Genomic DNA, 12042 nt, shown 5'->3' on the forward strand with positions numbered 1-12042 from the left:
GGGGAGCCGGGATCACCCCCGGCCCCCCTCCGTGGACGGCTGTCCGAACCCCTAGAAGAAGCCCAGCTTCTTCGCCGAGTACGACACCAGCAGGTTCTTCGTCTGCTGGTAGTGGTCGAGCATCATCTTGTGCGTCTCGCGGCCGATGCCCGACTTCTTGTAGCCGCCGAACGCCGCGTGGGCCGGGTAGGCGTGGTAGCAGTTGGTCCACACGCGGCCCGCCTTGATCTCGCGGCCCAGGCGGTACGCCGTGTTGCCGTCGCGGGTCCACACGCCCGCGCCGAGGCCGTACAGCGTGTCGTTGGCGATCTTCAGGGCCTCGTCGACCGAGTCGTAGGTGGTGACCGAGACGACCGGGCCGAAGATCTCCTCCTGGAAGATCCGCATGTCGTTGGTGCCGCGGAAGATGGTCGGCTCGATGTAGTAGCCGCCCTCCAGACCGGGAACCGTCCGGGAGGTGCCGCCCGTGACGACCTCGGCGCCCTCCTTCCGGCCGATGTCGAGGTAGGAGAGGATCTTCTCGTACTGGTCGTTGCTCGCCTGCGCGCCGATCATCGTGGCCGGGTCCAGCGGGTCGCCGCCGACGATGGCCTGCGTGCGCTCCACGCAGCGGGCCATGAACTCGTCGTAGATCGACGAGGGGATCAGGGCGCGGGACGGGCAGGTGCAGACCTCGCCCTGGTTGAGGGCGAACATCACGAAGCCCTCGACGGCCTTGTCGAGGAAGTCGTCGTCGGCGGCCATCACGTCGGGCAGGAAGATGTTCGGGCTCTTGCCGCCCAGTTCCAGCGTGACCGGGATGATGTTCTCGCTCGCGTACTGCATGATCAGGCGGCCGGTCGTGGTCTCGCCGGTGAACGCCACCTTCGCCACGCGCGGGCTGGAGGCCAGCGGCTTGCCCGCCTCCACGCCGAACCCGTTGACCACGTTCAGCACGCCGGGCGGGAGCAGGTCGGCGATCAGGTCGACGACGAAGAGCAGGCTCGCCGGGGTCTGCTCGGCCGGCTTGATGACCACGCAGTTGCCGGCGGCCAGCGCGGGGGCCAGCTTCCAGGCGGCCATCAGGATCGGGAAGTTCCACGGGATGATCTGGCCGACCACGCCCAGCGGCTCGTGGAAGTGGTAGGCGACGGTGTCGGCGTCGATCTCCGCGATGCTGCCCTCCTGCGCGCGGACCACGCCGGCGAAGTACCGGAAGTGGTCCACGGCCAGCGGGATGTCCGCGGCCAGCGTCTCGCGGACCGGCTTGCCGTTCTCCCAGGTCTCGGCGACCGCGATCTTCTCCAGGTGCTGCTCGATGCGGTCCGCGATCCGGTTGAGGACGTTGGCGCGTTCCGTGGTGGAGGTGCGGCCCCACGCGTGGGCCGCCCGGTGCGCCGCGTCCAGGGCGAGGTCGACGTCGGCCGTGGAGGAGCGGGCCACCTCGCAGAAGACCTTGCCGGTCACGGGGGTCGGGTTCTCGAAGTAGCGGCCCTCGACGGGGGCCACCCAGTCGCCGTCGATGAAGTTGTCGTAGCGCCGGGCGAAGTCGACGATGCTGCCGTCGGTTCCTGGCTGCGCGTACACCATGGCGGCTCTCCTCGGGACAGGGCGGGTGACGGTCACGCCGTCGTGACGCCCCTCACTGTGCTCGCGGCAGGTTGGCGCAAGGTTGGCGCCGCGGCGGACCGTCCGCCTGCGCGGCGTCGTCAGTCGCGCAGTGCCGTCGTCAGCCGCCCCGCGGCGATCGCCCTGCGGGTGTCCTCCGGGTCCAGCAGCCGCAGCGCGTGCTCGTGGATCTCCGCGTCGTACGGCGCCCGTTCTCCGTAGCGCAGGGCGTGTTCCGGACGCGCGCTCGCCAGCACGGCCTCCCGTACGGCCACGTCGAGACGCGTGCGCCACTCCTCGATGCCGGGGGCCTCGGAGCGGGGGAGCAGCGGGCCGCCGTACAGCCGCAGGGCGGTGTCCGTGTCGCCCTGTTCCAGCGCGCGCAGCACGTCCACGGCGTCGCAGGACACGGAGGCGGTGAGGGCGTAACGGCGGGGCGAGACACCGCCGTTGAGCGCACGGCGCAGGTGGGAGACCTCCGCCTTGAAGGTGGACGCGGTCACCGGCCGGTCGCCGTACAGTGCGGCGCGCAGCCGCTCCGGCGAGAAGCCGTCGGGTTCCAGCGCCAGCAGGGTGAGGATCTCCAACTGGCGAGGTCGCAAGGGCAGTTGACGGCCCCCGCGCTCGGCCTGCTCGGCGCCCAGGCAGGTGAGCCGCACCTGCCCCGCACGGGAGACCGCCTCCGGGCCGAGGCGGGCCTCGATCGTGGACACCAGCGTCCGTACCGTCGACATGGCCAGCGGGTGCGAGCGGTCCCAGGTCGTGGACAGGTCCAGGACGCCGAGGACGCGGCCGTCCGGACCGTGCACCGGAGCGCAGTAGCAGACCCAGCCGTGCAGCGCCGACACCAGGTGCTCGGCCGAGAAGACCGAGCTGGGGCGGCCGGTGCGCAGGGCGAGGGAGAGGGCGTTGGTCCCCATGGCCTGCTCGTCCCAGCGGCCGCCCGGCGCGAAGTTGACGCGCTCGGCGCGGCGGCGCATGGTCGCCCCGCCGCAGGTCCACAGGATGGTGCCGGACTCGTCCGTGACGGCCGTGACGAACCCGGCGTCCTCGGCGATGCTGCGCAGTTCGCCGGCGAGCGCCGACACCGGCCGGTACAGCGGTGAGGACCTCCACCGCTGGTGCACCGGGCCGCCGTCGGCGGCCGGGGCGCTGTCCCGGCCGGGATCCACGCTGCTCAGCGAACGCGCCCAGGACTCGGTCACCTCGTGGCGCAGCGCCGCCGTGCCGCCCGGCCGGGCGCCCGGGGCGCTCAGCCGCGGCACCCAGCGTGACCACTCGTGCTCCAGCACGGCCCTGCGCTGTTGGAGGTCAGGGCGCTGTGACATGGCCTCTCCCTGCCGTCGTACCGGTTTGCGGCGTGAGGTCATAGTTACCGGATGCGCCCGGCCCGGTCGAGGAGCCCGACGCCGCCGGAAGAGGCCGCTCCGCAGGGGCGGTGGCTCGAAAGTGACCGAACGGCCGGGAATCGCCCCCGCTCTGAACGGGCGACCGCCTGACTGGATGTTTGTCCGGTGCCCGCGTGCCGCCGTACGGGTGACGGGTTCACTCGACCCGACGGACGGCGTCCCACCCGCGTACCACCGGCGCGCGGCGGCCCGTTGCCCAGGCATGGACAGCACTGACACGGCGCGGCGCCTTTCCCACGACGACGCCACGCCCCGTCCGTACGCCGAGATCACCAGCGCCTACGCGGGCCATCCGCCGATCTACGCGGCCCTCGTCGCCGAGTGGGAGGCCAGAGGCCACGCGGTGCCGGAGCACCGCGACGGCCAGTGGGTCTCCTTCGCCGCGCCGACCGAGAGCGAGACCTGGACCGCCGTCCCCTCGTGGACGTCCGGCCCGCACATGGGCCCGATCGCCGCGGCCCGTCTCACCAGCCGTCCGGTACCACCGGTTCCGCGCTGACCGGTGCCAGCACGGCGAGGGTGCCGGTGGCCTCGCGCAGGGCCGACTCCAGATCGCCGGGCGCGTGCAGCGCACCGGTGCCGTCCGGCGGGACGAGCCACTCCAGGCGGCCGGCGGGCCGGTACGGCGGCGGCACGGCGACCCAGGACCCCCGGCCGAGGTGCCGGACCCCGAACCCCACCCACTCGCTGACCGGATCCGGCGGCAGGAAGAACCCCACTCTGCGCGCGGCCGAGTCCACCAGGGTGGGGCCCGGCACCCGCAACGGGTCACGCCACAGCAGGTCCAGCGCGAGCAGGCCGAGCCGGTCGGGCACGCTGAGCACGTCCCAGTACCGCCCGGCCTCCACGAGCGCCGTGCCCGTGCCGTAGTCCCACTCGCGCTTGCACTCCTGGGGGTCCGTCGCGGCCGCGGCGAGCCACTCCACGGCTTGCTTCCACATGACGCTCTGCATGGCCACCCCAGGCACAGTCGGCGACGCCGCGGTGGCGCGCGCGGGACACGGGCCGGTGACCCGCGGGTCCCGCGTGCCGCCCGGCCAGAGCCATGGTCGTAGATATTTCTACGGGCTGGAAGGGGTGGCGCGGTCTGGCGTTTGTGCCGGCCCGTCCCGGTCGAAAGGGGGCAGGCGACGGCGCCGGTCCGAAAGCTCCCGGTCGACTCCGGGCGCGTCCGGCGCTCTCACCGCGGGCGGGGCTTCTCGGTGTCACACCGAGGGCGAGGTCACTCGGTGCCTTCGGCGTGCTTCTTCTTGATGCGGGCGGCCTCCTTGCGGACCTCGGCCTGGGTGGCGCGCTCCCGCACGAGCCACTCGGGGCTCTCCTGCTTCAGCGTCTCGATCTGTTCGGTGGTGAGGGCCTCGGTGACACCCCCGCGGGCCAGGCCCGCGATGGAGACGCCCAGCTTCGCGGCGACCACGGGGCGGGGGTGCGGGCCGTTGCGCCGCAGGTCCTGCAGCCACTGCGGCGGGTTCGCCTGGAGCTCGTTCAGCTCGGCGCGTGAGACGACACCCTCCCGGAAATCGGCGGGGGTGGCCTCGAGGTACACACCCAGTTTCTTCGCCGCGGTGGCGGGCTTCATCGTCTGGGTGCTCTGGTGCGACGTCATGGCATCCAGCGTATCGAGCGTGTGCGCGAGCCCTGACCACGGCCGGTAACCTGGCCAGGTGACAGGCTCGGAAGTTCCCTCCTCGTTCCGGCTCGTGTACGTCCCCGGGGTGATGCCCGACAAGTGGGTGCGCGTCTGGAGCGAGCGGCATCCCGACGTCCCGCTGACCCTCACGCAGGTGCCCCCCGCGGCCACGGCCGAGCAGCTGCGCGGCGGCGAGGCCGACGCGGGACTGGTCCGGCTGCCCGTGGACCGTACGGTCTTCAGCGCGATCCCCCTCTACACCGAGCAGACGGTCGTCGTCGTCCCCAAGGACCACCTGGTCACGGCGGCCGACGAGGTGACGCCGGAGGATCTGTCCGACGACATCGTGCTCCACCCCCTGGACGACGTCCTGGACTGGGAGCAGGGGCTCCCCGGGCGGCCCGCGTTCGAACGCCCCGCCACGACGGCCGACGCGGTCGAGCTGGTCGCGGCGGGCATCGGCGTCCTGGTCGTTCCGCTGTCGCTGGCGCGGCTCCACCACCGCAAGGACCTCACGCACCGGCCCCTCAAGGACGCCCCCGAGTCGAGCGTCGCCCTCGCCTGGCCCGAGGACGCGACGACCGACCGGGTGGAGGACTTCATCGGCATCGTCCGCGGCCGCACGGTCAACAGCACCCGGGGCCGTGCGCAGCCTCCGGCGGACAAGCCGGGGCGCACCGACAAGGACGGCGCGCGGCGCAAGCCGGCGACGGCCGGTAGACCCGGCGCCGGCCGACGCGGCGGCGCATCGGGCGGAGCCGCCAGGAGCGGCGGCAAGGGCGGGGGCAGGAGCGGCGGCAAGGGCGGGGGGAAGAGCGGCGGAAAGCGCGGCCGTCCGCGCCGTCCGTAGCCCTCACGCCCCGGGGCCCAGGCGGGCGCGCGGCCGGGCTCCTGGGGCCGGGGCTCCCGCGGGCAGGCGGGCGGACTCACGGGTTCGGGCTCAGCGATCAGGCGGGCGGGCTGACGGGTTCGAAGCCCAGCGGGCACGCGGCCGGACTCACCGGTTCGGGGCTCCGCGGGCATGTGGTCGAACCCGGGGGTTCGGGACTCCGGCGGGCACGCGGTCGGGACCGCGTGCCTCTCAGCTCAGGTGCCGTCGGACGGTGTCGCTGCCGCTCATCCCGCCGAAGGCGAGGGCTGGGGCTGTGCGAAGGACGGGTTGGGGGCGACCGTCTGGAAGTCCTTCAGGTCCTCGGGGACCGGCAGCACCCGGACCGGCGCGCCGGCTGCCGGAGGCGGCGGCGTGGTCTGGTCCTGGGGGAGCTTCGCCGGGGCGGTGATCTGGAAGGCGACCTGCTCGTGATTGACCAGGCCCGTCTTCTCCAGGATCGTGATGTGGTCCAGCACGGTGTCGTTGGTCTGGTCGGCCAGTTCCCGCACGAGGGTGTTCCGGGTCGTCGCCCGGATCTTGGCGATGGTCGGGAAGATGCTCCCGTGCGCCACGCGCATGATGGTCACCGCCGTCGAGTCGAACTCCTTGCCGGTGGCGCCTTCCGCCGTCGCCACGAACTGCTGCTGCTGCGGCGACGGCTCGTTCGGAAGGGTGATGCCCAGGTCCGTGCCGAGCTTGCGGCACGACGCGTCCAGGCGGCCGTGTCCCACGAGCAGGTGCTTGGCGACCTCCTTCATCGCCGGCGTCGTGCCCTTGGTCATCGCCATCTGTCCGAGCGGGTACTCCCACAGGCCCGCCGCGCGCACACGGACCACGAAGTCCCGGTCGGCCTCGGTCAGCGGCCCCCATTGGGTGTTGGCGATGATGCGGTCCTGGCCGGAAGCCGCGTTCTGCACGCCCAGCATGCTGGGGTAGGCGAGCGCGGAGAGCGTAAGGATCAACGCACCGCCCACGAACGCGGTTCCTGCCGTGCTGCGCGAGATGCGCATCGTGCCTCCTGGGATATGAACGGCCCAACACCCAGAGGTACGGACGCCGGAAGCGAAACAATCACTCCCGCCGCAAAAAAGTTCGTGTGACGTCCGCGACTCGGCGTCGCGCGACGCACGGCGCCCGGGTCCCGGACCCGGCGCTCAGGCCGCGTAGGAGGCAGCGGCCGCCGTCCGCACCACCCGGTCGCCGTCCACCCTGGTCAGCAGCCCGGCCACCACCGGCTCCGCGCGCCGGAAGAGTTCCTCCACGGGTCCACGGGGCTCGTCGCGGTCGACGTGCGGTCGGGAGGGGCGAGTTCAGGAACGACCGGCCGTGCCCGCCAGCCAGTCGTACGCGGACCGGGCCGTGAACTCGGCCTGGCCGCCCCGCAGCAGCAGACCCGCGGTGGCGAACTCCGGTGCGTCGGCCTGCGCCGGGACGTAGGGGATCGCGATGCACCGCATCCCCGCGGCGTGCGCCGCCGCGGCGCCCGGGGCGGCGTCCTCCAGCACCACGCACTCGGCCGGGGACGCGCCCAGCCGGCGGGCCGCCTCCAGGAAGACGTCGGGGGCCGGTTTGCCGTGCGCGACCTCGTCGGCGGAGACCACGGTGTGCAGATGCGCGTCCAGGCCCGTTCCGGAGAGCACCGCCGCGATGGCCTCCGGGGACGAGCCCGAGGCCACGGCCATGGGCACGCCCTCGGCCGCCAGCAGTTCGACGAACGCGCGCATCTCCGGGTAGGCGCGCGAGGCGCTGCGGGCCAGTTCCAGGTAGCGGCGGTTCTTCGCGGCGAGCAGTTCGTCCACCGTGGCGGGCAGGCCGTAGCGCTCCTTCCAGTCCGCGACCGTCTCCTGGGTGCTGATGCCGACGTACCGCTCGTGGTCCGCCCAGGTGAAGTCCGGGACACCGTACGCGGCGAGGGTCTGCCGGCCCGCCTCGAAGTAGTGGGGCTCGCTGTCCACGAGTGTTCCGTCGAGATCGAAGATGACCGATGTTCCGCGGAGCTTGCTCATGCCGTCATGCTCTCAAAGATCATCGGCGGGTCGACCGCCCGATCGACTCCACCAGCGGCAGCAGCCGGTGGGGCACCCGCTCGCGCAGCGCGACCTCGGTGCGGGTGCGCACGACGCCCGGCATGCTGATCAACTTCTGGACGACGTCCTCCAGATGCGCGTTGTCCCGGGCCACGACCCGGGCCAGCAGGTCGCCGCCACCGGTGATGGAGAACGCCTCGACGATCTCCGGCACCGCGGCGAGCGCGTCACCCACCTCGTCCAGATGCCCCTGCGTGACCTCGATGTGCACGAACGCGAGCACCGGGTGCCCGAGCGCGGCGGGGGAGAGGGCCGGCGCCGTCCCGGTGATCACGCCGTCGCGCTCCAGCCGGTCGAGTCGCGCCTGCAGCGTGCCCCGGGCGACGCCGAGGATCCGGGCGTACTCGCGCACGCTCGTGCGCGGCTGCTCCAGCAGCAGCCGCAGGATGCGGGTGTCGAGCTCGTCCACGGGCATGCCACGCCCTCCTCGTCCGTCGGCCGCTCGGCGGTCCGTTGGCTCTGCGGCGGCGGCGCTCCGGCCGCCGACGCTGTACCAATGGCCCAGTCTAGAAGGTGCCTGTTGAGCCAGTGGTGCCCGAGGTGCTGATATGGAGGCGTCGATGGCGCTGCGGACCCCGCGGCGCCTTTTTCATGCTCATTCCCGATCCATGCGCGAAGGGGGCGGTAGGCGGTGCTGAAGAGGGTGTTCACGGCTCCGGATCCGGGGCGGACGCGGTTGCGGTTCGCCCTGCGCGCCGTGCTCGGCATCACGCTGGCGGTCGCGTTCTGCGGTCTCGCCGGGCACTCCCTCATCGGGGCCGTCACCGGTGGTCTCGCCGCCCTGCTGGCCCTGTTCACCGTCACCGACGCCACGGTCCGCGGCCAGGCGGTCACCACCGCGCTGCTGCCCGCCGTCGGCCTGCCCGTGCTCACCGCCGCGGCCGAACTCCACGACCACCCGGTGGCCCGCGACCTCACCTTCCTCGTCGTGGTCGGCGCGGGCGTGTACGCGCGCCGCTGGGGGCCGCGCGGTCACAGCCTCGGCGTGTTGGCGTTCATGACCTTCTTCGTGGCGCAGTTCCTGCACGCCACCGCCGGCCAGCTGCCCGAACTGTACGCCGCGGTCCTGCTGTCCGTCCTGGCCGCCGCTGGGGTGCGGTTCGGCCTGTGGTGCTACGAGCGCCGCCTGCCCCCGCCCGCCGTACCCGCCCCGCCGGGCGGCACCGGCCTCGCCCGGGTGACCACCCGGCAGGCGATCCAGGCGACCGCCGGAGCGGGCTTCGCGCTCGTCGTCGGCCAGCTGCTGTCCGGCCAGCGCTGGTACTGGGCCGTCGGCGCCACCTGGTGGATCTTCGTCAACACCACCTCGCGCGGCGAGACCCTGGTGCGCGGCTTCCGCCGGCTGCTCGGCACGGTCATCGGCATCGCCCTCGGCCTGCTCGTGGCCCTGCCCGTGCACGGCGACCCGGCCCTCACGGCCGCTCTCGCCGCCCTCTGCGTCTTCGGCATCTTCTACACCGCGGCCGTCTCCTACACCTGGATGATGCTCTGGGTGACCCTGCTGGCCGGGCTGCTCTACGGCCTTCTCGGCGTGCTCAGCCCCGGGCTGCTCGCGCTGCGGCTGGCCGAGACCGGCGTCGGGGCGCTCGGCGCCGCGCTGGCCGTCGTCCTCGTCCTTCCCGTCACGACCCACAGCATCACCGACGCCTGGATCCGGCGGGCCCTGCGCTGCGTGCACGCCTGTGCCGTCGAGACGGCCCGGCGGCTGGCCGGCGCGCCGGACGCCGATCCGACCCCGCGCGTGGCCGAGCTGGAGCAGCTCCTCGCCCGGGTGCGGCTCTCGGTCGCCCCGCTGGTGCACCCGCTCAACCCGATGCTCGGCCGCAAGCGCCGGGCCCGGCACGTCCTGGATCTCCTCGACGACTGCGCCCGGGAGATCCGCGGCCTGGTCGCCGTCGCCGCCGACCCGGAGGCCTCGCACGACGCCCGCCTGGCCACGGCCTGCCGGCGCGTGGAGGCGGCGGTCGAGGCCCTCACCGAGGGCCGGGACATCGCCGTCCACGTGGACGGCTCGCCCGTCACGGAACCCGCGCTGGCCCACCTGCACGGTCTGGAACGCGCCCTGGCGGAACTCGCCCGTCCGCTGCGCACGCCGCCGGGCTCGCCCCTGGTGGGCGCCTGAGCCGCGGGCCGACGCCCTCGGCCCATCACCGGCCTCCGACCCCGCGCCCCGCCAAAGGCCGCCGGGCGGCTCCGTGCACCGTCGCTGGTCCGGTCCCTTGAACCGCAGGCCGGTCCGTCGAACAGACCATTGAGACGTCGGTGGTCCGTACAGACGCCGGCTGATCCATGGAGAACGTCCGTCGATCGGCCCGTCCGCCGATCGGACCCCCGCGCCCTTGACCCGTTGGTCTAGACCGCGCATGATCGGCTGCGCGGTCCACCGGGACGGCGCGGTACACGGGCGAGAGGGGTCAGCGGTGGCGGACGGCGGTCGGCAGCGGGCGTTCATCGGATCGTTCACGGCGGCCGGCGGCCCCGGCATCGTGACCGCGGGAGTGGACAGCGCCGGCGCGCTGACCGTGCTCGGCACCCTCGACGACGTCCCCGACCCCTCGTACCTGGCCCTCTCACCCGACGGGCGAACCCTGTACGCGGTCAGCGAGGCCACCCGGGGCGCGGTGGCCGCCTACCGCGTGAGCGGGGACCACCCGGAGCCGGCCGGTCCGCCCGTGCCGGTCGACGGCAGCGGGCCCACGCACCTCGGCCTGTTCGACGGACACGTCCTCACCGCCAACTACGGCTCCGGCAGCGTCACCGCGGTACCCCTGCGCCCCGACGGCACGCTCGCAAGGTCCGCCTCCGGCGTGCTCCGCCACACCGGCGCGGGCCCCTGCACCCCGCGCCAGCAGGGCCCGCACGCCCACCAGGTGCAATCCGACCCGAGCGGCCGCTGGGCCGTCAGCGTCGACCTGGGCACCGACTCGGTGCGCGTGTGCACCCTGACGGACGGTGCCCTCGCCCTGCACCGGGAGACCGCCCTGCGGCCCGGCTCGGGGCCCCGTCACCTGGCCTTCCATCCGGACGGCACGCGCGCCTACGTCGTCAACGAACTCAGCCCCTCCGTCACCGCCTGCCGCTGGGACCCGGCCGACGGCCTGCTGACCCCGCTGAGCGAGATCCCCGTCCTGCCCGGCGCCCCGGCCGGCGACGCCTACCCCTCGGGCATCGCCGTCTCGGCCGACGGCCGCTTCGTGTGGACCGCCACGCGCGGCGAGGACGTGCTGTCCGTGCTCGCGGTCGAGGGCGAGACGCTGCGGCTCGTCACGACGGTCCCCTGCGGCGGCCACTGGCCCCGCGCCCTCACCGCGGCAGACGGCCACCTGTACGTCGCGAACGAGCGCTCGGGCGACGTGACCTGGTTCGCTGTGGACCCGGCCACCGGGATCCCGCGACGAGGCGGCTCGATCGACGTGCCGGCGGCGTCCTGCGTGGTCCTCGGCTGACGCGCCCCGGCGACCGGCACCCGGCCCCGACGACGAAGGCCCGCTCCGAGCCGGAGCGGGCCTTTTCGGTCGTACCGGAGCGTCAGCGCACCGGGGCGCCCTGCGGCTGCTGCGGCGAGATGCCCAGCGCCGTCGTGTACTTCGCCAGGGCCAGCTTGCCGATGGCCGGGTACGCCCCGAGCGGCTCGGCGGCGGAGCACTGCGCCTCCTTCGCGGCCTCCTCGACCAGCACGGGCTCGATCTCCGGGCCGATCAGATACGGCGCGAGGGCCAGCTGCTGCGAGCCCGAGGAGCGCAGCTGCTCGGCGACGGAGGCGATGGAACCCTCCTGGTCCAGGGCCGCCGCCATCACCGGCACGGCGAGGCGCGCTGCGAGCAGCATGCCGGTGATCCCGGCCGCCTGCACGGCCTCGTCACCGCCCACGGAGGCGAGGATGATGCCGTCCGCCGCGGTCGCCACCGTGAACAGCCGGGCGCGGTCGGCGCGGGCCAGACCGGCCTCGGACAGCCGCACGTGCAGCGCCTCGGCGAGCAGCGGGTGCGGGCCGAGGACATCCGTCAGCTCGGCGGCGACACGGCTCTCCATCAGGGCCTGGCGGACCTGGCGCAGCAGCGCGCCGTCCGGGCCGGCGAGCAGCGGCACGACGACGGCGACGGGGCCGTCGGGCTGCTTCACGTCCATGCCCGCGGCGCGCGCCTGCTCGTAACGGGCCGTGCGCTCCTCGGCGGTGTGCACGAGCACGGTCTGCAGCGTGGGGAACTCGGCGTCGTCGCCGTCGAGGTACCCGATCCGGGCGTCGAGGCCGGTGAGCTCGGAGCGGGCGATGCTCACGACCTCCTCGGCGAGGCTGCGCGTGGCGCTACTGGGCGTCCCCGGCACGGCGAGGACGAGCGCGGGCGCACCCTCGGGAGCGACCAGCGGCTCGGGACGGCGGTGCCGTCCGGGCTGGCGGGGGCGCGGCATTCGTACGGGCAGGCCATCCGCGGGCCCAGTGGGGGAACTCATGGCGCC

At 73.7% G+C, this 12042-nt stretch carries 12 protein-coding genes; 4 read left to right on the plus strand and 8 right to left on the minus strand.

Annotated elements, in window-relative coordinates:
* Positions 1–51: 51 nt before the first annotated feature.
* Together adh and ACIGAQ_RS25285 are read right to left on the minus strand one after the other, a co-directional pair.
* On the minus strand, positions 52–1569 hold the full coding sequence (gene adh, locus ACIGAQ_RS25280; RefSeq protein ID WP_399786375.1) for an aldehyde dehydrogenase: 1518 nt from the start codon (positions 1567–1569) through the stop codon (positions 52–54).
* A 119-nt stretch (positions 1570–1688) separates the two neighbouring features.
* A complete protein-coding gene (locus ACIGAQ_RS25285) occupies positions 1689–2915 on the minus strand; it encodes a GAF domain-containing protein (protein WP_399786378.1) in 1227 nt (408 codons plus the stop codon).
* 283 nt (positions 2916–3198) lie between these two features.
* Between ACIGAQ_RS25285 and ACIGAQ_RS25290 the strand changes: the two genes are divergently transcribed.
* Complete coding sequence (locus tag ACIGAQ_RS25290; RefSeq protein WP_399786381.1) at positions 3199–3495, plus strand: hypothetical protein; 297 nt, start codon at positions 3199–3201, stop codon at positions 3493–3495.
* On the opposite strand, the gene ACIGAQ_RS25295 is transcribed toward ACIGAQ_RS25290, so the two are convergent.
* Together ACIGAQ_RS25295 and ACIGAQ_RS25300 are read right to left on the minus strand one after the other, a co-directional pair.
* A complete protein-coding gene (locus ACIGAQ_RS25295) occupies positions 3461–3949 on the minus strand; it encodes a hypothetical protein (RefSeq protein WP_094054390.1) in 489 nt (162 codons plus the stop codon). The genes ACIGAQ_RS25290 and ACIGAQ_RS25295 overlap by 35 nt on opposite strands.
* A 269-nt stretch (positions 3950–4218) precedes the next feature.
* Positions 4219–4602 (minus strand): DUF5997 family protein, encoded by a 384-nt coding sequence (locus tag ACIGAQ_RS25300; protein WP_311681975.1) that lies wholly within the window; start codon positions 4600–4602, stop codon positions 4219–4221.
* 58 nt (positions 4603–4660) lie between these two features.
* Here ACIGAQ_RS25300 and ACIGAQ_RS25305 point away from each other — a divergent pair, with 58 nt between their 5' ends.
* A complete protein-coding gene (locus ACIGAQ_RS25305; RefSeq protein WP_399786384.1) occupies positions 4661–5476 on the plus strand; it encodes a LysR family transcriptional regulator substrate-binding protein in 816 nt (271 codons plus the stop codon).
* A gap of 266 nt (positions 5477–5742) precedes the next feature.
* Here ACIGAQ_RS25305 and ACIGAQ_RS25310 read toward each other — a convergent pair whose 3' ends face one another.
* From ACIGAQ_RS25310 to ACIGAQ_RS25320, 3 genes are all read right to left on the minus strand, one after another.
* The gene (locus ACIGAQ_RS25310) at positions 5743–6507 is read right to left on the minus strand and encodes a DUF4142 domain-containing protein (protein ID WP_311681972.1); all 765 of its coding nucleotides are present in this window, start codon (positions 6505–6507) and stop codon (positions 5743–5745) included.
* Positions 6508–6807: 300 nt separating this feature from the next.
* Complete coding sequence (locus ACIGAQ_RS25315) at positions 6808–7503, minus strand: HAD family hydrolase (RefSeq protein WP_399786387.1); 696 nt, start codon at positions 7501–7503, stop codon at positions 6808–6810.
* A gap of 19 nt (positions 7504–7522) precedes the next feature.
* Complete coding sequence (locus ACIGAQ_RS25320) at positions 7523–7999, minus strand: Lrp/AsnC family transcriptional regulator (RefSeq protein WP_362278852.1); 477 nt, start codon at positions 7997–7999, stop codon at positions 7523–7525.
* Positions 8000–8215: 216 nt separating this feature from the next.
* Between ACIGAQ_RS25320 and ACIGAQ_RS25325 the strand changes: the two genes are divergently transcribed.
* Together ACIGAQ_RS25325 and ACIGAQ_RS25330 are read left to right on the plus strand one after the other, a co-directional pair.
* Entirely contained in the window at positions 8216–9706 is a 1491-nt protein-coding gene (locus tag ACIGAQ_RS25325; protein ID WP_399786391.1) for an FUSC family protein, read from the plus strand.
* A gap of 298 nt (positions 9707–10004) precedes the next feature.
* A complete protein-coding gene (locus ACIGAQ_RS25330) occupies positions 10005–11030 on the plus strand; it encodes a lactonase family protein (RefSeq protein ID WP_399786394.1) in 1026 nt (341 codons plus the stop codon).
* Between the two features lie 82 nt (positions 11031–11112).
* Here the strand turns inward: ACIGAQ_RS25330 and ACIGAQ_RS25335 are convergent, their stop codons facing one another.
* Positions 11113–12036, minus strand: coding sequence for a sirohydrochlorin chelatase (locus ACIGAQ_RS25335; protein ID WP_399786397.1), 924 nt, complete (start codon positions 12034–12036; stop codon positions 11113–11115).
* Positions 12037–12042: the final 6 nt, after the last annotated feature.

The organism is Streptomyces sp. NPDC085932 (assembly GCF_044540525.1).
GTDB classification, from domain to species: Bacteria; Actinomycetota; Actinomycetes; order Streptomycetales; family Streptomycetaceae; genus Streptomyces; species Streptomyces levis.